Annotated in this window: 21 protein-coding genes and 1 pseudogene; 19 read left to right on the top strand and 3 right to left on the bottom strand. The window is 29.5% G+C overall.

Annotated elements, in window-relative coordinates; genetic code table 11:
• Positions 1-53: 53 nt before the first annotated feature.
• Complete coding sequence (locus ACKTSI_RS06740) at positions 54-1,268, bottom strand: IS256 family transposase (protein ID WP_407862556.1); 1,215 nt, start codon at positions 1,266-1,268, stop codon at positions 54-56.
• A 786-nt stretch (positions 1,269-2,054) separates the two neighbouring features.
• Here ACKTSI_RS06740 and pflB point away from each other — a divergent pair.
• The 5 genes from pflB (at position 2,055) to ACKTSI_RS06715 (ending at position 8,666) form a co-directional block, all read left to right on the top strand.
• Entirely contained in the window at positions 2,055-4,301 is a 2,247-nt protein-coding gene (gene pflB, locus ACKTSI_RS06735; protein ID WP_407862764.1) for a formate C-acetyltransferase, read from the top strand.
• A gap of 90 nt (positions 4,302-4,391) precedes the next feature.
• Entirely contained in the window at positions 4,392-5,120 is a 729-nt protein-coding gene (gene pflA / locus ACKTSI_RS06730; RefSeq protein WP_288979219.1) for a pyruvate formate-lyase-activating protein, read from the top strand.
• 106 nt (positions 5,121-5,226) lie between these two features.
• Positions 5,227-5,907 (top strand): response regulator transcription factor, encoded by a 681-nt coding sequence (locus ACKTSI_RS06725; RefSeq protein WP_288867974.1) that lies wholly within the window; start codon positions 5,227-5,229, stop codon positions 5,905-5,907.
• Positions 5,897-7,111, top strand: a complete 1,215-nt coding sequence (locus tag ACKTSI_RS06720; protein WP_407862763.1) for a sensor histidine kinase — start codon at positions 5,897-5,899, stop codon at positions 7,109-7,111. The genes ACKTSI_RS06725 and ACKTSI_RS06720 overlap by 11 nt, the downstream gene beginning before the upstream one ends.
• Before the next feature lie 130 nt (positions 7,112-7,241).
• A complete protein-coding gene (locus ACKTSI_RS06715) occupies positions 7,242-8,666 on the top strand; it encodes a carbohydrate-binding domain-containing protein (protein ID WP_407862762.1) in 1,425 nt (474 codons plus the stop codon).
• A gap of 127 nt (positions 8,667-8,793) precedes the next feature.
• Here ACKTSI_RS06715 and ACKTSI_RS06710 read toward each other — a convergent pair whose 3' ends face one another.
• Together ACKTSI_RS06710 and ACKTSI_RS06705 are read right to left on the bottom strand one after the other, a co-directional pair.
• On the bottom strand, positions 8,794-9,198 hold the full coding sequence (locus ACKTSI_RS06710) for a GNAT family N-acetyltransferase (RefSeq protein ID WP_068474162.1): 405 nt from the start codon (positions 9,196-9,198) through the stop codon (positions 8,794-8,796).
• 8 nt (positions 9,199-9,206) lie between these two features.
• Positions 9,207-10,529 (bottom strand): PLP-dependent aminotransferase family protein, encoded by a 1,323-nt coding sequence (locus tag ACKTSI_RS06705; RefSeq protein ID WP_407862761.1) that lies wholly within the window; start codon positions 10,527-10,529, stop codon positions 9,207-9,209.
• An 87-nt stretch (positions 10,530-10,616) separates the two neighbouring features.
• Between ACKTSI_RS06705 and ACKTSI_RS06700 the strand changes: the two genes are divergently transcribed.
• From ACKTSI_RS06700 to ACKTSI_RS06635, 14 genes and pseudogenes are all read left to right on the top strand, one after another.
• The gene (locus ACKTSI_RS06700) at positions 10,617-11,177 is read left to right on the top strand and encodes an ECF transporter S component (protein WP_353887915.1); all 561 of its coding nucleotides are present in this window, start codon (positions 10,617-10,619) and stop codon (positions 11,175-11,177) included.
• On the top strand, positions 11,177-11,959 hold the full coding sequence (locus ACKTSI_RS06695; protein WP_407862760.1) for a bifunctional hydroxymethylpyrimidine kinase/phosphomethylpyrimidine kinase: 783 nt from the start codon (positions 11,177-11,179) through the stop codon (positions 11,957-11,959). The genes ACKTSI_RS06700 and ACKTSI_RS06695 overlap by 1 nt, the downstream gene beginning before the upstream one ends.
• A gap of 310 nt (positions 11,960-12,269) precedes the next feature.
• Positions 12,270-12,524, top strand: coding sequence for a hypothetical protein (locus ACKTSI_RS06690; RefSeq protein ID WP_068474167.1), 255 nt, complete (start codon positions 12,270-12,272; stop codon positions 12,522-12,524).
• A gap of 18 nt (positions 12,525-12,542) precedes the next feature.
• A pseudogene (locus tag ACKTSI_RS06685) lies at positions 12,543-12,842 on the top strand (thioredoxin domain-containing protein); the annotation flags it as partial.
• Positions 12,832-13,524 (top strand): cytochrome c biogenesis protein CcdA, encoded by a 693-nt coding sequence (locus ACKTSI_RS06680; protein WP_308577176.1) that lies wholly within the window; start codon positions 12,832-12,834, stop codon positions 13,522-13,524. The pseudogene ACKTSI_RS06685 and the gene ACKTSI_RS06680, both read left to right, overlap by 11 nt.
• A gap of 174 nt (positions 13,525-13,698) precedes the next feature.
• Entirely contained in the window at positions 13,699-14,064 is a 366-nt protein-coding gene (locus ACKTSI_RS06675) for a GntR family transcriptional regulator (RefSeq protein ID WP_068474177.1), read from the top strand.
• Positions 14,065-14,066: 2 nt separating this feature from the next.
• A complete protein-coding gene (locus ACKTSI_RS06670) occupies positions 14,067-14,897 on the top strand; it encodes an ABC transporter ATP-binding protein (protein ID WP_068474180.1) in 831 nt (276 codons plus the stop codon).
• Positions 14,898-15,488 (top strand): hypothetical protein, encoded by a 591-nt coding sequence (locus ACKTSI_RS06665; protein ID WP_407862759.1) that lies wholly within the window; start codon positions 14,898-14,900, stop codon positions 15,486-15,488. It abuts the gene before it with no gap.
• 5 nt (positions 15,489-15,493) lie between these two features.
• Positions 15,494-16,105: an ABC-2 transporter permease gene (locus tag ACKTSI_RS06660; RefSeq protein WP_407862758.1), complete on the top strand. Its 612-nt coding sequence runs from the start codon at positions 15,494-15,496 to the stop codon at positions 16,103-16,105.
• Positions 16,106-16,114: 9 nt separating this feature from the next.
• Positions 16,115-16,717 carry an ABC-2 transporter permease gene (locus ACKTSI_RS06655; RefSeq protein WP_407862757.1) on the top strand — a complete coding sequence of 201 codons (603 nt, stop codon included), beginning with the start codon at positions 16,115-16,117 and terminating at the stop codon, positions 16,715-16,717.
• Between the two features lie 9 nt (positions 16,718-16,726).
• Complete coding sequence (locus tag ACKTSI_RS06650) at positions 16,727-17,332, top strand: ABC-2 transporter permease (protein ID WP_407862756.1); 606 nt, start codon at positions 16,727-16,729, stop codon at positions 17,330-17,332.
• A 317-nt stretch (positions 17,333-17,649) separates the two neighbouring features.
• Positions 17,650-18,936 carry an ABC transporter permease gene (locus tag ACKTSI_RS06645; RefSeq protein ID WP_407863128.1) on the top strand — a complete coding sequence of 429 codons (1,287 nt, stop codon included), beginning with the start codon at positions 17,650-17,652 and terminating at the stop codon, positions 18,934-18,936.
• Positions 18,937-18,946: 10 nt separating this feature from the next.
• Positions 18,947-19,591, top strand: a complete 645-nt coding sequence (locus ACKTSI_RS06640; RefSeq protein ID WP_009447539.1) for an ABC transporter ATP-binding protein — start codon at positions 18,947-18,949, stop codon at positions 19,589-19,591.
• 10 nt (positions 19,592-19,601) lie between these two features.
• Positions 19,602-20,981, top strand: a complete 1,380-nt coding sequence (locus ACKTSI_RS06635; RefSeq protein ID WP_201275774.1) for an ABC transporter permease — start codon at positions 19,602-19,604, stop codon at positions 20,979-20,981.
• Positions 20,982-21,087 lie beyond the last annotated feature (106 nt).

The raw sequence follows: 21,087 nt of genomic DNA, 5'->3' as shown, positions 1-21,087 counted from the left end.
TGTCAAATTTTTTAAAAATTTGCAGCTAATTTTATACTCTATTTTTAACTTATCTAAAACCTCCCCTCAAAAAATATTGATAATTGCGATAAGATTTGATCCCAACCACGAATTCTACTTGTCCACTTGCTTGAGGCATCTACCATTGCCAAATACAGACTTTTTTGTAGGGCATAGTCATTTGGAAATATGGTTTTATTTTTCGTTACTTTTCTTAGTTGCCTATTGAAGTTTTCCATGGCGTTTGTTGTGTATATTAGCTTTCTTATTCCTTCTGGATACTTGAAATATGTTGATAATTCTGTCCAGTTGTTTTTCCAAGAACTTACACACATTGGGTATTTTTTACCCCATTTTTCTTCAAAGATTCCTAGATTTGTTAATGCTAAGTCTTCGGTTGGTGCTTTGTATACTGCTTTTAGGTCTTTCATCAGCTCTTTGATGTCTTTGTATGACACATATTTAGTTGAGTTTCTTATTTGGTGGATTATACATTTTTGAATTTCTGCTTTTGGGTATACTGCTTCTATAGCCTGGCTAAATCCTGGTAGGTTATCTGTTGAAACTATTAGGATATCTTCAAGACCTCTTTCTTTTAGTTGATTTAATACTAAGAGCCAGTATTTGCTTGATTCATTTTCTCCTACCCACATTCCTAGTATTTCTTTAAAGCCTTCTAGATTGTAGCCTAGGGCAATGTATACTGCCTTTTTGACTACTATGTTGTTTTCTCTTACATGATAGTGTATAGCGTCTAAGAACACCATAGGATAGACTTTTTCTAATGGTCTATTTTGCCACTCTTCTATTGTTGGTAGAATTTTATTTGTTATTTTTGACACCATTGTTTCTGATATCCCAAAACCATAAATATCTTTTATGTGACTTGATATATCTCTTGTTGTCATACCTTTTCCATACATTGATATTATTTGATTTTCTATGTTTGATATGTCTTTTTCGTATTTTTTTAATGCCTGAGGCTCAAAGGATCCTTCTCTATCTCTAGGAATATTTAAATCTATATTTCCATATGATGATTTAACTGTTTTTTTACTTGAACCATTTCTAGTATTTAATGATAGTGGTTTTTCTCCATATTCATAATCTAAATGCTCATCTAATTCTGCTTTTAATAATTGCTCCATTGTATCACCTAAAAGGTCTTTTAAAGCATCTTGTAGATCTTGAACTGTTTCCGGTTGATATTCTTCGATTAACATCTTAGAAATTTTGTTTAATTTTGTTTCTGATCTCTTTCTTGGCATAAAAATTCCTCCTGATTAGTTTTTCTTTACCCTAATCAGGAGGTTTCTATACACAAAATTTTACACAGTCTCTCTTTTTTTATCTTTTTTTTGTAAAATTGTAATATTTTTTTCTACTTATATTCTTCAACAGTGTTTTTTCTATATTAAATACTTTTAAAGCTGATTTTCTAAGTTTATCTTTTTATTCAGCAGATGTTTGGTACCAAGTAACAGCCATCATACCTTGAGTAGGTAATTTAACTCTATCTTTTTTTCTTGAGTTTTAACTTGTTTCTTAGGAGCCTCAGCCTCTTTTTTTGCCGATGCAGAACAAGTGCTTAATAATAGCATAGATAATGCTAAACAAGATTTTTTCTTTAATATAATATCCTCCTAAATTTATTACAATCCTACGCAGGTGTATATCATAATTTTTATCGTTTTTTGAATGTTAAAAAGTGTATTTTTCATTAAAAATTTGAAAAATATCGTTTAATATGTTAAAATAAATATGAGTTTACGATTCTTGTGTAAAAGAATATTTATTTCAATATATTTACATCATTAAATTTATCGAAACGGAAATATGTTCAAATAAAATTAAGTTAATATAAAATTTTGTAAGCATTAATTTTAAAATTGACTTTTTGTGTGATTTTTTTAAAAATAAAAACGTTTTTTGCTGTTTTTGTGATTGCAATCACTGATAAATGTAAAAAAATATTGTAAAATATATATACAAAGAAAAATAAATTACATATTTAGATAAATCTAAAAAATGAATGATTAATAGGAGATGATTTTATGGACGCATGGAGAGGTTTTAAAACTGGTAATTGGACTGAAAATATTGATACAAGAGATTTCATTCAATTAAACTATACTCCTTATGAAGGAGATGAAAGTTTCTTAGCAGAGCCAACTGAAAGAACAAAAAATTTATGGAAAAAAGCTGAAGATTTAATTTTAGAAGAAGTTAGAACAAAAACTGTTAAAGTTGATACTACAAGAGTTTCTGGAATTAATAACTTCCCGGCAGGATATTTAGATAAAGAAAATGAATTAATCGTAGGTTTCCAAACTGACGAACCAATGAAGAGAATTGTAAATCCTTATGGTGGATATAGAATGGTAACAAATTCTTTAGATGCTTACGGATTAAAAATGGATCCAACTATTGAAAAGTATTTCAATGAATTTAGAAAAACTCACAATCAAGGAACATTCGATGCTTACACTTCTCAAATGAGAAAAGCTAGAACTGTTGGTCTTTTAACAGGTCTTCCTGATGCTTACGGACGTGGAAGAATTATCGGAGATTACAGAAGAGTTGCTCTTTATGGTATCGACAGATTAAGAGAAGATAAATTAAATGAATACAAAAAATTAGAAAGTGAATTAGCTTCTGAAGATATAATAAGACTTAGAGAAGAACTTTCTGAACAATACAGAGCTTTAGATGAAATGAAGAAAATGGCTATGGAATATGGATGTGATATTTCTGTTCCTGCTAAAAATGCTAAAGAAGCTATTCAATGGTTATACTTCGGTTACTTAGCAGCCGTTAAAGAAAACAACGGAGCTGCAATGAGTCTTGGTAGAAATGGCGGTTTCTTAGATATCTACATCAAGAGAGATATTGATGAAGGAACTTTAACAGAAAGCGAAGCTCAAGAATTAATCGATCAATTCGTTATGAAACTTAGAATGATGAGACATTTAAGAACTCCTGAATATGATGATTTATTCGCTGGAGATCCTACTTGGGTTACTGAATCTCTAGGTGGTATGGGTCTTGATGGAAGAACATTAGTTACAAAGACAGCTTTTAGAATTTTACACACTTTAACTAATTTAGATTCTTCACCAGAACCAAATATGACTGTTCTTTGGAGTTTAGATTTACCGGAAGGCTGGAAAAATTATTGTTCAAAGATGAGTATTCAAACAGGTTCATTACAATATGAAAATGATGATGCAATGAGACCGGTTCATGGAGATGACTATGCAATTGCTTGTTGTGTATCTTCAATGGTAATTGGTAAACAAATGCAATTCTTCGGAGCAAGAGCAAATCTTGCAAAATCACTTCTTTACGCTATTAACGGTGGCGTTGACGAAATGAAAAAAGCAAAAGACGGTTCTTTAATCAAAGTTTTAGATGGTATTGAACCAATTAAAGATGAAGTTTTAGATTTTGATAAAGTTTATGCTAACTACAAATTAGTTTTAGAAAAAGTTGCAAAACTTTATGTAAATACAATGAATACAATTCACTATATGCATGATAAATATGCTTACGAAGCAGGACAAATGGCTCTACACGATACTTTTGTTCACAGATACATGGCTTTTGGTGTAGCAGGTATCTCAATCGTAGCAGACTCACTAAGTGCGATTAAATATGCAAAAGTTAAACCAATAAGAGATGAAAACGGATTAGCTATTGACTTTGAAATAGAAGGAGATTTCCCAACATACGGAAACGATGATGACAGAGTTGACTCATTAGCAGTAGAAGTTATCGAAGGCTTTATGAATGAACTTAGAAAAACTCCAACTTATAGAAATTCTGAACATACACTTTCAATCTTAACTATAACTTCAAACGTAGTTTATGGTAAGAAAACTGGAACAACTCCAGACGGAAGAAAGAAAGGCGAACCATTTGGACCGGGAGCAAACCCAATGCATGGAAGAGATAAGACAGGTGCGATTGCATCACTTAACTCAGTTGCGAAAATTCCTTTTGCAGGATGTTGTCAAGACGGTATTTCAAATACATTCTCAATAGTTCCAACAGCATTAGGAAATAGTGAAGATGAAAGAAAAGTTAATTTAACAAACTTAATGGACGGTTATTTTGAACAATTAGCATTCCATTTGAATGTTAATGTACTTGACAGAGCAACTTTATTAGATGCTTACGATCATCCGGAAAAATATCCAAACCTTACAATTCGTGTTTCTGGATATGCAGTTAGATTTAACAGACTTACAAAAGAACAACAAATGGAAGTAATTCATAGAACTTTCCACGAAAGTCGTTAAGAAGTTGCAAAGTAAATGATAAAATAAACAAAGCAGGCTGTCCTGCTTTGTTTTTTCTACATTTTTTTAAAATAATTAAAAGGTGATTTTATGGTAATAGGCAGACTACATTCAATCGAAACGATGGGTCTTGTTGACGGACCGGGCATAAGGACAATTTTCTTTTTACAAGGTTGCCCTCTTAGATGCCTTTACTGTCACAATCCTGATACTCAAGCATTACAAGGTGGTACGGAGATAACACCTGATTTTGTGCTGTCTAAAGCTAAGAGATACAAAACCTATTACAGAGGAAACGGGGGAATAACTTTTTCCGGAGGAGAACCTCTTTTACAAGGAGAATTTTTAGCTGAAACCCTAAAATTACTAAAAGAAAACGGATATAATACTTGCATAGATACAAGTGGTTACGGAAATGAAAAATATTTTAAAGACATTTTAGAAAATACGGATACAATTCTTTTGGACGTAAAAAGTTTTTCAAACCAAGGCTATATTGAAATGGTAAAACAAAAAATAGACGGATTTTTTACATTTTTAGAATATATTGAAAAATATTTTAAAGGAAAAATTTGGTTCAGACATGTAATGGTGCCCGGCTTTACAGATAATAGAGAATCAATGGATAAATTTATCGAAATCATAAAACCATATAGAGATAAAATCGAAAGAGTTGAAATCTTACCATATCACATAATGGGCGTTGCAAAGTATAAAGAAATCGGAAAAGATTACAAACTAAAAGACGTTCCAGCGATGAATAAAGAAAAAGCTGTTATGTTCGAAAGTTATGTAAGAAGCAAATTAAATCTAAATTAATGATTATATTTAAAATCACTCGCTTGAGTGATTTTTTAATACTTGATTTTAAGTTGTTTTAAGGTTATACTTGTATCATATATTTGAGAAAGTACGGGGTGATTTTATGAGAATTTTAATTTGTGAAGATGAAATTGATTTAGCTGATGGTCTTTGTGCGATTTTGAAAGGCAATAAGTATTCTGTTGATGTTGTTTATGACGGAGAGGAGGCTCTTACTTATCTTGGTGCAGAGAATTATGATGCTGTTATTTTAGATATTATGATGCCGAAGGTTGATGGAATAACTGTTTTGAAAACTATAAGAGAAGAGGGAAATAGTATTCCGGTTATTATGCTTACTGCAAAGTCTGAACTGGATGATAAGATTGTTGGACTTGATAGTGGAGCAGATGATTATCTTACTAAGCCTTTTGAAGTTAAAGAACTTCTTGCAAGACTTAGAGCTATAACTAGAAGAAAAGAAAATATTACGGATAATGTTTTGACTTTTGGAAATATTACTTTGAATAGGACTAACTTTGAGTTATCTTCTAAAAAAGGAAATTATAAACTTGCAAGCAAGGAGTTTCAAATGCTTGAAATGTTTATGTCTGCTCCTTCTACTATAATTTCTGCAGATACTTTTATGGATAAGATATGGGGTTATGACACAGATTCTGATATAAGTGTTGTTTGGGTTTATATTTCATATATTAGAAAAAAACTTGCAAAGTTGGAGGCTAATGTTGAGATAAAGGTTACTAGAAATGTTGGTTATTCTTTGGAGGAATTAAATGGAAAATAAACTTCGAAAAAAGTTTGTATATTTTTCTGTTGGCATTATAACTATTGTGCTTTTATCTATAACTGCGTTTGTGAATATTACAAATTTTTATAATATTAAGTACAGTTCGGACAATTTGCTTAATATTCTTGTTTTAAATGACGGAGAGATGCCGAAATTTACAATGTTTGAGGATTCTTTAGAGGAGGATAAGGCTTCGTATGCTAAGAGTTTTTCAAATAGATTTTTTACTGTTAAGACTGATGTTAAGAAAAATATTGTAACGGTTAATACTGATGATGTTTTTTTGACAAGTTCTTCTGAGGCTGTTGATTATGCTAAAGCCGTATTGTCAAAAGGGGATAAGACGGGTTATTATAAGGGATTTAAGTATGTTGTGTCGTCAGCTGAAAATGGCATTTTGATTGCATTTGTAGATGTTGTAAAGGATTATGACGTTTTTTATTCAACTTTGAAAAATAGTATAATTATTAGCTTTTTTGTATTAGGACTTGTTACATTCTTTTCAATTATTTTATCTAAAAAAGCTGTTTCTCCTATGGTTCAGGCTTATGAAAAACAAAATGCTTTTATTACAGATGCGAGCCATGAGTTAAAGACGCCACTTGCTATAATAAATACAAGTGCCGATGTGCTTGAAATGGAAAGTGGACAGAGCAAGTGGACGGACAATATTCATAAGCAAGTAAGCAGATTAAACGGTCTTATTGGAAATTTAATTTCACTTACAAAGTTAGAGGAATTGAATTCTTTGGAAATGTTGGATTTTTCACTTTCTGATATTGTAGAAGAATCGACAAATGAAGTTAAAGACTTGGCTTTAAGCTTGGATAAAAATATTCTGGTTGATGTTGAAAAGGACATTTCGTTTAAAGGCGATGAAAAACTGATTAGACAACTTGTAAATATTCTTCTTGACAATGCAATTAAGTATGCAAGAGAAAAAACTGATATAAAAGTAAAACTTTCAAGACAAAATAGAAAAATTACATTGACTGTCGAAAATGAAGCAGATAATTTAGAAGTTAAAAATTATAATGTTTTATTTGAAAGATTTTACAGAGCGGATTCGTCAAGAAATAGTAAAACAGGTGGCTATGGAATAGGGCTTTCCATTGCTCAGTCGATTGTTCAAAAACATAAGGGGAAAATTTCTGCTGATAGTTTTGACGGAGAAAGAATTGTTTTTACAGTTAAATTTTAAAAGTAGCGAAAGCTACTTTTTTTGTATAAAAATTCATTTAAGGTTTGTTAAAGGTTTGGGTTGTAAAATATTAGCATAAGGATAATTAATTGGGAGATTTTATAGTGTCAAGAATATTAAGGAGGGCAATATGAGGGCTAATAGATTGGTAGTTGAACTATTTAGTTTGGCTATATTGTCTGGTTGTTTGGTTGCTTGTAGCAAGCCTACAAAAAAGGTAAATATGCAGACATTACAAGCTATGAAGTTAAATAAAGAAAATAAGGCAAATCTTTTTGAAGACGATGATTATGATGCCATGATTGACGAAAAAAAAGGAATAAAAATAGATTTAAGTGATATTTCAAATGTTAAAGGGAAAAATGTTAGTGTTTCTGGAAATGTTTTAACAATTTCTTCCGGTGGAACTTACATTTTGACCGGCAGACTTGAAGAGGGACAAATTGTAGTAAATGCAAAAAATAGTGATAAAGTTAGAATTGTTTTAAATGGTGTAAATTTATCTTCTTCTACAAATACACCGATTTTTATAAAAAATTCTAAAAAAACTATCATAACTCTTGCATCGGAAAGCGAAAATGTATTGGCTTTAAAAGGCTCAATAGATGAAACAGAGAACAACAAGAATTCAGTTATTTTTTCAAAAAGCGATTTAAGTTTTAACGGTACCGGAGTTTTAAATCTTTCTTCTCTTTATGGTAGAGGGATTATATCTCAAGATAAAATTGTTTTTGTTGATGGAAAATATGCAATAGATACTGCTACGGATTCTGTAAATTCAAATAGTTCAGTAGCCATTGCAGGTGGGAAATATAAAATAAAAGCCGGAGAAAAAGGAAATGGATTAAAGGTAAGTCACAACACAGATAAGGATAAAGGTTGTGTTTATATTTCAAGTGGGAAATTTGATATTTCAGCTGGAGAGGACGGAATTAAATCAAATTCAAGCGTAACAATAGCAAGTGGCGAACTTGATATAAAAAGTGGAGATGACGGCATCGAAAGCAAACGCATAGACATAAAAGGTGGAAACACACAGGTTGTTTCAAAAAGTGATGGGATAAAAGCGAAGAGCAAAAAAGGTGCCAACGCTGACTTATATATCAAAATCAGTGGCGGAAATGTAAATATTTTAGCAGATAAAAAAGGTTTAGATTCTGAGGGAGATATTTTTATCGCCGGAGGAGAAACTTTTGTTGAGGGTTCACAAAATAGTGAAAGCCTCGCAATGGGCTACGACGGTACAGCCAGTATAACAGGTGGAAAGTTTATTGCAACAGGAAATGACTTGATGGTTAAAAGTTTTGGGGAACTTTCAACACAAGGAAGTGTTTTGATGAGCTTTTCAAAAGAAACTAAAGAAGAACTGAAAGTTTTAGATAAGATGAGAAAAGTTATAGCAAAATACAAGCCAAAGAGAGCTTATAAGAATGTAATAGTGAGTGTTAATGATATGAAATTAGGACAAACATATAAATTAATGGCAGGAAGTGAAGTTTTAAACATAACATTGGATAAAATTAATTACGGAAGTGCCAAACTTGTTGAAAAATAATTGAAATAAATAGAAAAAATAACTGAAGATTATATAAAGATAGCTGTGATAAAATCACAGCTATTTCTTTTTTAAAAAGAGCAGTGGAGAAATCTTCAAATATGGTACTTTCTTTAACTTCAGCCACTTATCTGATATAAGAAACCATATTTTTTTCTTCTATTTTTACCATTCCAACCGATTTGTAAAACTCATTATCCCTTATATCCTCAATATCTGTAAAAAGGCAAAATGCTCTAGCATCTTTAAATTTTTCAGAAGTCAAATTAAATAGCTTTGTTCCAATTTTTTGCCTATAAAATTCTTTATCCACAATCAAATCTTGGACAATAACTATATGTTCTCCATCTCCTACACAACGGATAAAGCCAACTAATTTATCTTCTTTAAAAGCACCTAAAAAACACAGAGAATTTTCAAAAGCTCTTTTCAATTTTTCATCATCATTTAGATAGGTAAGCCAATCTGTTGATTTATAAATTCTTTTTATATCTTCAAAATATTCATTAAAATTAAATTCTTTAAATTTCATAAAACCTCCTAAATTTCTAAAAACAACTTAATTCCCTCTTTTAATTTTTCTTCGCTAAGCGTTGCAAAGCCTAATAAAATTGATGGTATTTCTCTTTTTGTTCCATAAGAGCTAAGTCCATAGACTTTGATTTTTTTCATCTTTGCCCTTTCTACGATTAATTCCTCTGAATAGCTTTTAGGATATTCCAAAACTATATGAAGTCCGGCGTCTGCACCTCTTATTGTAATATCTTTTCTTTCACTTAACATATCCATAAGTAATTGTCTTTTTTTAGAATAAATTTTTCTCATTCTGTTTAAATGTTTTTCAAACTCACCTGATTCAATAAAGCTGGTCAACATTTTTTGTACCATAATTGAAACGGGGCAGATAAAAAATTTAAAAATTTTATTATATTTTTCAACCAAATTGAAAGGTAAAACCATAAAACTAACTCTAAAACTTGGAGAAATGGACTTTGAAAAAGAGCCGATATAAATTACCTTGTCATTTATGTCAATTGATTTTAAAGCAGGTACGGGTCTTTTTGAATATTTGAATTCGCTGTCGTAGTCGTCTTCGATTACATACTTTATCTTTTTCATATTCAAAAGCTCAACACGTCTTTGCATATTCATTATAACGCCGGTAGGGAATTGATGAGCCGGAGTTATAACGCAAAAGTCGGATTTTGAACTTTTAAGCGCCTTCAAATTCATTCCGTTTTCATCGACAGGGATAAATTCATACTTTATATCATTTGTATCCATTATATTATGTAGCATTTTATATCCAGGGTCTTCGATGCCAAATTTTCCAGAAATTAATTTAAAAATTATTTGGAAAAGATATTCTGAACCACTTGAAATAATAATTTGAGACGGGTCGGCTTTAAAACCTCTCGACTTATTTAGATACTCTGCGATTTGTACTCTAAGAGGCATATAGCCTTGATAGTCAACTTTTTCTAAAATGTCTTTGTTGTCAAAAATAGTTGCAGAAATTTTTTTAAATGCTTTGTATGGAAATTCCGCGCTTACTCCATTGTATGAAAAGTCGTATTCGATATTTTCTTCTTCCTTTTTTATATGTATAGGCTTGTTATCCAAGACATAGAGCTCTCCAACGTCTGCAACAAAAAATCCCTGTCTTTCTTTCGAGTAGATAAAACCCTCCTCTAAAAGTTTTGAGTAGGCATTGTCAACTGTGTTGAGCGAGATTTTGTATTCCTTTGCAAGATTTCTCTTGCTCGGAAGTTTTGTATTTGCCTTGTATGTTCCATTTATTATTTCATTTTTGAAATATTCATAAATTTGTAGGTAAATTACACCATTATTGATTACTAACATTCTGACCCCATAAAAAAATACAATTTTGACACTACAAATAGTATCAATAAATGTATTATACTATATTTGACCAAATTAATCAAAGGAGTGTTTTATATGGAAAGCAAACTAAATATAAAAAAAATAACATTAATAGGAGTGATGGCAGCAGTTGTTTTTGTAGCTTCACAAATTCAAATCCAAATACCGCTTGGAGCGAGTATGACAAGAGTACATATCGGAAACGGATTTTGTCTTTTATGCGGATTATTGTTGGGACCTATTGCAGGGGGACTTGCATCAGGTTTGGGATCAGCAATTTTTGACCTTATAAATCCTATTTATTTACCTTCTGCCCCATTCACATTTACATTTAAGTTTTTAATGGCTTTTATCTGTGGAACAATTGCTTATTCTAATGGAGCAAATGCCGAAAACTTTAAGAAAAACTTAATCGGTTCAATTACAGGAGCAGTAACTTATGTGATTTTGTACCTATCAAAAAGCTACATTACAGATATATATGTAAAAGGCCTACCACAAGCCGGAGCAATAGCAAAAGGTATTCAAAGACTATGGGCTTCATCAACTAATGCAGTAGTTGGAGTTATAATCGCTGTGATCTTGGTTAAGGCTTTAAAACCAATCGTAAAGAAAACTATCAGATAATGAAAATTTTAGTTTTTAACGATTATTGTTGTGTTGGAAATTGTGCCTTAAAGGTCAATATTTCCATATTAACACAAAATGGGAATGAAGTTTTTGGTATTCCAACAAAAATATTTTCTTCACATATGGCTTATAAAGACTTTTTAAGTTTTGAAATGCCGAATTTTTCAGAAATATTTGAAAAAATCAAAAAAATTCAAAAATTTGATGCAATTTATATAGGCTTTGTGGATAGCAGAGAACAGTTTGAAGTAATAAAAAACTTTTTGAAAGAATTTAAAGGAAAAGTTATTTTAGATCCAATACTTGGCGATAATGGAACAAAATATTCAGGAGCAACAGAAGAACAAATCGAATTTTACAAGGAATTTGTTAAGTTTGCAGATATTGTAACTCCAAACTTAACGGAGAGCATTTTACTTACAGATTACAAAAAAGATTTTTCAGAAATAAAAAAAGAAGATGTAGAAAAAATTGCAGAAAAACTTTTTGAAATGGGAGCGAAGCAAGTTCTAATCAAAAGTTTTGAAGAGGATAATAAACTAAATACTTTGTATTTCTCAAAAAATTCAAAAAAATGGTTTGAAACAGAAAAAATCGACATAAAAATCTGTGGAACAGGCGATACATTTTCTTCCCTTGTTACAAGTGAATTGCTAAAAGGAGAAAATTTAGAAAATTCCATTGATAAAATTCAAAAATTATTGCTTGAAAACATTCAAAAACAAGAAAAAATTGACGGACTAAACGAAATAAATTTACAAAATTTTAAAATAGGCTAAGGCCTATTTTTTTATGAAACTTATAGTATCTTAAATATAAAAATGGCAGTTGAATTAGTATTTTAATAATATTTATTTAGAAAATCCATCTAGTAGGTGGATTTTTTTGTTGGTAATATTAATCGTTATGAGGTATTAAAGTGTGCAACTTAAGATTAATTAATAGTCCATACTTGAAGATTTTTAAATATGGAACTTTTTTTACTTTAGCCATAAATTAATTGAACTTGTATAATTTCTTCGGTTAATTATGATTATTCATTTCTCTTGGTGGGTATATTTGTATCAAATTTTATCAAGGAGAGAGAATATGAAAAAGAAAATTACATTGATAGTTTCGGTGTTGGTATTAGTTCTTGGAATTTTTGTTTTTAAAAAATTGTCTATGAACAATAAAATGGATAAAAATGAAAATTTAAGTAGTAACACTATTACTGAAAAAAAATCTTCAAATGGAAATAAAGAAGATACAAAAAAAGAATCTAATTCAAAAGAGGAGTTGACTTTAGAAAATCTAAAAAGTCAAAAGAAACCAATCATTTTGGATTTTAGTCAAAACGGATGACATGCTTGTGCTGTTCAGCACCCGGTTTTGGAAAAACTGAGAGAAGAATATAAAGATAAAGTCATCATAAAAACAGTAGATATTAGAAAAGAACAGAAGTTTGCTTCAGAGTTCCCTATAAGAGTAACACCTACATTGTTCTACTACAATGCAGATGGTACACCTTTTAAGGCATCAGAAGATTTAGCTAAAAAAATAAATTACGTTGCTTACCAAGATAAGAAAACTGATGAATTAAAATTTGGTGGTTCTGAGAGTGTTGTTGAGTATGAGGGCTTAAAAGAAGTCATTGAGGAGATGTTAAAAAATGTTAAATAATTTAGAAAGCATTATTGGGGAAGGCTTAAAATCATTTAGTATTTTTGCACCAATTCTTGCATTGCTTGGTGGTATATTAACTTCAATTTCACCTTGCTCATTGGCATCAATTCCTTTAGTTATCGGTTTTATGACCGGAACAAAAGAGAATGATACAAAGAGAGCTTTCAAGATTTCTGTCGTATTTGCAATCGGGATGGCGATAACTTATACGACACTTGGAGTTTTGGCAGCACTTCTTAGCAAGATTTTTAACCAATCAGGACAACTTTGGAATATATTTTTAGGTATTGTAATGATTTTAATGGCATTACAAACTTGGGAAGTAGTAAATGTTGTTCCAAGCAAAGTTTTGACAAACAAGAGTGGAAGAACGGGTTATGTCGGAGCTTTAGTTGTAGGAATAATGGCAGGACTTTTTTCAAGTCCTTGTTCAACGCCAATCTTAGTTGCATTACTTGCCATAGTTGCAGGAAAAGGCAGTTTAGTTTGGGGCGTGTTACTATTTTTACTATACTCAATTGGAAATAGTATTCTGGTTGTAGTTGCAGGAACAAGTACAGGATTTGTTGGAAAAGTTATGTCAAACAAATCATACGGGAAAATTTCGGATATTGTAAAAATTGTATTTGGAATAATAATTTTATTAATAGGATTGTATTTCTTATACTTAGGATTTTAAGATAAAAGTCGTTACGAAAGTAACGGCTTTTTTTTGTAACATTATTAAAATTCAATATTTAATAAAAAAATACTTAGTTAAATAAAAAATAAACAAGAAAATTTTAAAAAAACTGTTGACAAATTATTTTTAAGTGTATATAATGTATATATACAGTAGAAGAAGGAGGGTTATATGTTAATTAATTTATACAAAGACGACAAAGACCCAATTTATTTGCAGATTGTAAAACAGATAAAAAAAGAGATTATGAATAAAAACTTACAGCAAGGCGATTTACTTCCTTCGATTCGTGCTTTGGCAACCGACTTAAAGGTTAGTGTTATTACGACCAAGAGGGCGTATATGGAGCTTGAAAAGGACGGTTTTATTCAAACTGTTACGGGAAAGGGAACTTATGTTACGAATAAGACTGTGAATGTAATTGAGGACGAGTATTACAGATTGCTGGAAGAATCAATTAAAAATGTTTATTCTTATGCAGATGCTTTGGGTCTTTCAAAAGAAGAAATTAGAGAAATTTTTGAAAATTGGAGGTAACTATGTTAAGGGTTAAAAATCTTGAAAAAAATTATAAAAAATTTAATTTGAATATGACTTTTGATTTGGAAGAGGGTTGTATTATGGGTTTAATTGGGAAAAACGGCTCAGGTAAGACAACTTTAATTTCTACAATTTTAAACATAGCAGTAAAAGACGGAGGAAGTTGTACGATTTTCGGTGTTGAAAATAATAAATTAACTCCGCTTCAAAGAGAGGATATCGGAATTGTATTTGATGAAATTCATTTTCCTAATAATTTTAAAATTTATGAAATTGAAAAGTTTTGTAGTTTAGTTTATAAACATTGGGATGCAAATCTTTTTAGAAAATTACTTGCCGATTATGAAATAGAAATTGTAAAGGAAGTAAGTGAACTTTCAAAGGGAATGAAGATGAAATTACAATTAGCCGTTGCATTTTCACATAATCCGAAATTGTTAATTTTAGACGAGGCAACTTCCGGACTTGATCCAATCGTTCGTGATGAACTCTTGGATTCACTTTTTGAATTTGTTAGAGATGGAAAACATTCAGTTTTAATGTCCTCACATATTCTATCAGATATTGAAAAAATTTCAGATGTAATAACTTATATTGATAACGGAAAATTACTTTTTTCAGAGTATAAAGATGATTTACTTGAAAAATATTGCATAATAAAAGGTGATGAAAGTATTTTAAACGGAATTGCAAAATGTGATATTTTAGGAGTTAAACAAGGTCATTATGGCATAGAGGCTTGTGTAATTAGAAATGCCTTTAGAGGAGAAAATTTTGACAAACCTACAGTAGAGGATATAATGATATTTTTAAACAAAGGAGTGATTTAGATGAAAGAGCTACTTTATAACGACTTTTTAAGAATTAAAAAATTTTCGATAAATATTTTAATTGATATTTTAATCACATTGATATCTGTATATTCTAAAAATATTCCGATATTGTTATTAGGACTTTTTGCACTTACTGGAGATTTAATCTATATAAGTGTTAAAGAAAAGAATATCGGCTTTACAAGAGCTAAGATAAGAGATTTAAAACAAATTTATTCTGTTAAAGACATAGTATCAGAAAAATATGCTTTGGTATATATTTCAACAGCTTTATTATTTGTAATTGATTATATTTTAATTCATCTATTTGGAAGAACGGAATTTATTTCGGCTTTTCAAGTACAAATTATAATTTTCTATTTGTTTTTACCAATTTTACTTCCGATTTTACTTAATACAAGTGAAGTTGTATCAACTGTGTCTGTATTGTTAATCGCTTTAATTGATGCAGGATTTTTCTTTAGAATGGAGGAAGAATTACTTCGATATTTTACAAGTACAAATGTTTTAATTTGTGTGATTTTAAGTTTCATTTTTGCAAGTTTATCTTTTTTAGCCAGTTTAAAGATGTTAGACAAAAAGGAGTGATTTAGATGAAAGCGCTACTTTATAAGGATATGTTGAATTTAAAAGGGGACATTTCAATTTTTGTTCTTTTAATATTTTTAGCAACATTGATTGGAAGTGTTATGACTGACGTGAATTATTTGATTGTACTTGCCTATATTTTTCCAATAATACTTCTTATAAAAAGTTTTAATTCCGATAAAAATGCAAATTTTGAAAAATTTTTAATCTCCGGTGGAATTGAAAGAAAAAATATAGTATTTTCCAAATATTTGTTAGTTATTGGTATGGAAGTTATAAGCTTGTTTTTCACATTTTTAGCTGTTTATTTAAGTGGAAATCTTACTTTTTTACGAACTATAAGTATTTTGTTTTTGATTATGTTTATATCTTTTATAATCATTCCTATTTATTACAGATTTGGTTATAAACGTATATTCATTTCAATGGTTATTGCTTATTTAGGAATAGTAATGTTTTTTGCTTTATTTCCTGAAGAATGGAAAGAGTTTGAAATTGTAAAAATTTGGCTAAATAATGAATTTTTAATATACTCATCTTTTGCTTTAGTTACTTTATTAACATTTGGCATTTCAATATTTTGTTCACTTAGGATTGTTGAGAAGAGAGATTTTTAGGAGGTTGTTATGAAAGCATTGTTTTATAAAGATATCATAGCTTTAAAGGGAAATTTAAAAGCTCTTTTGATTGTATTGGTATTCGACTTTGTTGTAATAAAAGCAGGATTTCCTGATATGGCTTATTTAATATCAACTTTTTGGCTTATAGATTTTGTTTCTAGAACTTTTGATACAGAGAATAAAAATAATTTTTATAAATATGTAATTTCAAATGCAGTTGATGAAAAAATTATAGTGATATATAAGTACATTTTGGTATTTTTAGCGATTATTTTAATATTCCTGATTGATTTTTCATTTGCTTTTCTTACAGGAGTTGACAAAACTATTTACAGATTTTTAATTTTTTCAAACTTAAATATTTTGCTTTATGAGATCTTAATTCCGATATTTTTTAGATTCGGAAAAATTGCAAGAGAAGTGATTAGAATTTTAGTTGGAATTGTATATGTTTTAGGAATATTTTATATGGTAAAAGATGGAAGACTTTTTAGTTTTGATATTTTTACTAATATGAATATATTTTTAATAGGATGGCTGATTGCTTTAGTTTTGTTTGTATTTTCTTTTGGATTGAGTTTGAAATTTATAAAAAAGAAAGTAGAGTAGGAGGTTGTTATGAACGGTTTATTATATTTAGAATACCTTGAAATAAAGAAAAAGTGGTACATTTATTTCATATCATTGATATTACTTTGTTTTGGCGTTTATTTTGAATTTTGGTTTGCCTATATGTTTATATTCGCTCTTTTAGGAACGAGAAATATGGTAACTTCCTTTGAAAGAGAAAATAAAATAAACAGACATATCTTGACAACCGGGGCCTCAAGAAAGGACTTAGTATATACAAAGTTTTTTGTTTCAACTTTAAAGATTTTGTTCTGTTTTGCCTTATTGCTGGTAATTACTCTAATTTTTAATTATAACTTTTTGTTGACACTGTTATTCTATTTCTTGAGCGCATTAATTATAAATCCGATAATACAGTCAATGTTCTTTAAGTTTAGAGAAGAATCCGACGTTCCTGCAATGTGGATTGTAATTGGGTTTTTAGTTTTATTTTGTATGCTACCTTTAAAATATATTTTTGGGGTTGACGGAATTTATAAAAGCATAAATGTTACGACAATTTCTTATACAATTATATTTTTTGCAAGTATATTTTGGAATATTTATATCTGCAAATTAACAGCAAAGAAAATAGAAAACAGAGATTTTAAATAAGAGGGAAACTTGTTGTACGATAAAAAAGCCATTTAATTAAAGCCATTTTTAATTAAGTGGCTTTTTGTTTAAATAATTTTTTTAATTTTGTTCCACTCATTATTGATATTTTTTCAAGAGTTTTTTGATGAGTATTTATGTGAATGTTGCACTTGAATTGACAAATTATCGTTAAGAAAAATTTTTAAAAATTTTTCGTTTCATAAGTATTTCATTTTCATTTCATAAATATTTCATAAATCGGGTTTAAAATAGCTACTGTAAAGAAAATACTTTGAAATTAAAATAAATTTGAGAGAGGGGAGTTGAATAAGACAGTGGTAAAAAATGCGATAGCATATGTTTTAAGAAAAAAGAATAGAACGCTGATAGTTTTTATTATTTTAGCAGTAGTTCTTTCATGTTTATACGCTTGTCTGAATATTTTGAAATCAGGAGCCAGTTTGGAGAAGTCTTTGTATAAGTCATCAAATTCATCTTCAACCATAGCCAGAAAAGATAGTCAGGGATATTTTGACAAAAATGAGTTAAAAGGTATAAATGATATAAAGGAAATTGAAGAGATAATTACTCAATATGATGGCTTGGCAAGATTGTCAAATACTAATGCAGTTGACAGCGGACAACAAATAACAAGAGATGATATTCCAAGTTACTTAAAAAATATTGTATCAATACAAGCTACAAGCAATGTAAAAAGAAATGTTTTGTTTAATAGTGGAGTTTTTACAATAAAAGAGGGCAGAAATATTGAAAAAAATGACAAAAACAAGATATTAGTTCATGAGGAGTTTGCTGAAAAGAATAAATTAAAATTAGGAGATAAAATCAGTTTAGAGTTTATAAATCCAAATCAAAATGATAAAAGTAATAAGCAAACTGAATTTGAAATTGTTGGAATTTTTTCAGGAAAGAAACAGGAGACACAAACAGGATTGTCTTCAGACTTGAGTGAAAATATGATGTTTACTGATTATGATTCAGCACAAAAGGCTTTGAATCTTGAAGGAAACAAAGAACTTGTAAATAAGATGACATTTTTTACAAGTACTCCTGAAAAGATGGACGAGGCAATAAATAAAGTTAAAAAGCTTAATGTAGATTGGGAAAAAACTTATACTGTTGATAAGGATTCAAACTCATTTAAAGAAGCTTTAGAGTCATTGAGCGGTGTTAAACATATAATAAAAATAATGACTTTTGCAATTATGATTGGTGGTTCTGTAGTTCTTTCATTAATATTGATATTATGGTTAAGAGAAAGAATTTATGAAATCGGAATTTTGTTATCCATTGGGGTAAGTAAATTAAAAATTATAGGTCAATTCATAATGGAATTAATATTTATATCAATTCCGGCAATTTTCGTATCGTTGATATTTGGAAATTTGGTAGTAAATCAAATTATTGGAGGATTGATTAGTTCTGAGGATACTACATCAATTACATCTAATTTTGTAAGTAGTGGATATAATATGAACAGTTTAATAACTTTTGCACAAAGCTATGGAGTTTTATTACTAATTATTGTATTATCAGTAGTTTTTGCATCAGGATTGATTTTAATAAAGAAACCGAAAGAAATTTTATCACAAATTAGCTAGGAGGAAATAAATGAACACATTAGAAATTAAAAACGTAACATATAGTTATGCGAATTCAAAAGAAAAAGTTTTATCATTAATAAATCAAGGATTTGAACTTGGAAAATTTTATGCGATTATCGGTAAATCAGGAACAGGAAAGTCAACATTACTTTCATTGTTGGCAGGATTGGATAAGCCGAATAGCGGAGAAATTTTGTTCAATAACGAAAATATAGAAAAAGCAGGTTATAGTAATCACAGAAAGAATAATATATCTTTAGTATTCCAAAACTATAATCTTATAGATTATCTATCACCATTAGAAAATATCAGATTGGTAAATAGTAAAGCCTCTGAGGATATTTTACTTGAATTGGGACTTGATAGAACTCAAGTTAGAAGAAATGTAATGAAATTATCAGGTGGACAACAACAAAGAGTTGCTATTGCAAGAGCTTTAGTATCAGAAGCACCAGTTATTTTGGCAGACGAACCTACAGGTAACTTGGATGAAACTACTGCAGGAGAAATAATAGAAGTATTGAAAAAACTTGCAAAAGAGAGAAATAAATGTGTAATAGTAGTAACTCATAGTAAAGAAGTTGCAAGTGCAGCTGATACAATACTTGAGCTTAATAATAAGAGATTAAAAGAAGTAACAAAAAGTAATTAGGAGGTAAGCAATGTTTAAAAATGCTTTTGCATACGTAACCAGAAAGAGTTTAAAATCATTAATTATATTATTAATTATCTTATCAATGTCAGCGCTTAGCTTGATAAGTTTATCTATAAAAGATGCTACAAATAAGGCGTCAGAAGAAACTTTTGGAAATATTACAAACAGTTTTACAATGGAAATAAATAGAAGAGTAAATCAAGGTACTGCCAGAGGTGGTGGTAATGTAAGAGGTCAAGATATCAAGAAAATTGTTGATTCAGGACATGTAGATAATTTTGTTAAAAGAATCAACAGTGTTGCCAATCTTGATGACAATTTAGATATAGTTCAAGCACCGGGAGCTGGTCAAAACGAATCAGCAGAAAGAGCTAAAAACTTCAAAAGAGCAGTTATGTTAACAGGTGTAAACAGTTCTCAAAAAGAAACAAAATTTGTTTCCGGAGCATATAAATTAGTTGAAGGTGAACATTTAAACAGCGAAGATAAAAACAAAATTTTAATGCATAAAGATTTAGCTGCAAAAAATAATTTAAAAGTTGGGGATAAGATTAAATTAAAATCCAATTTATATGATGCAGATAATGAAAAGGGAGCAAATGAAACTGTAGAGGTAGAAATTAAGGGTCTTTTTGACGGACATGGTAAAGGTGGAGTAACTTATTCACAAGAACTTTATGAAAATACTTTAATTACAGATGTTCATACAGCTGCCAAAGTTTATGGAAATACTGAAGATACAGCAACTTACCAAGATGCAACATTTTTTGTAAAAGGGAATAGAAATTTAGATCAAGTAATAAAAGATCTAAAAAAATTGGATATTAACTGGAGATCATATAATTTAATTAAGAGTTCTTCAAACTTCCCTGCATTACAAAAATCAATTTCAGGTATATATTCAATTGCAAATCAATTATTTGCAGGTTCTCTAATATTTGCAGGTTTAGTAGTTACATTACTATTATTCTTGTGGATGAACGCCAGAAAGAAAGAAATTGCAGTATTGTTATCAATAGGAATTTCTAAAACTAAGATATTCGGACAATTTGCTATTGAATTACTTTTCGTTGCGATACCGGCATTCATAGGTTCATATTTCCTAGCAGGATATACAGGAAAAATGCTTGGAAATAGTATATTAAAGAAAGTAACAGGAAGTATTGCAAAACAAATTGCTAGACAGTCAGCATCAACTAAATTAGGAGGCGGTGCAGAAGTTGACGGATTTAATAAGACATTAACAAGTTTAGATGTTAGCATTAACCCAAAAACACTTCTTTATGTAGTAATATTCATGTCAATTGTACTTGCAATTGCATTGGTAATATCTTCTTCAAATATTTTAAGAAAGAAACCAAAAGAATTATTAATTGATACAAAATAGTTTTTATCATAGAGAGTACTTCGTAATATTCTAATGCGATAGCAAAAATTATCGGTGTATATACATCGATAATTTTTGTTTTTTATGGTAAAATAATATTAGTAAA

Origin of the sequence: Parvimonas parva (assembly GCF_045866535.1) — a bacterium.
Taxonomy (GTDB): Bacteria; Bacillota; Clostridia; order Tissierellales; family Peptoniphilaceae; genus Parvimonas; species Parvimonas parva.
The sequence above is the reverse complement of the archived record's forward strand: the minus strand, read 5'-3'. Positions and strand labels throughout refer to the sequence as shown.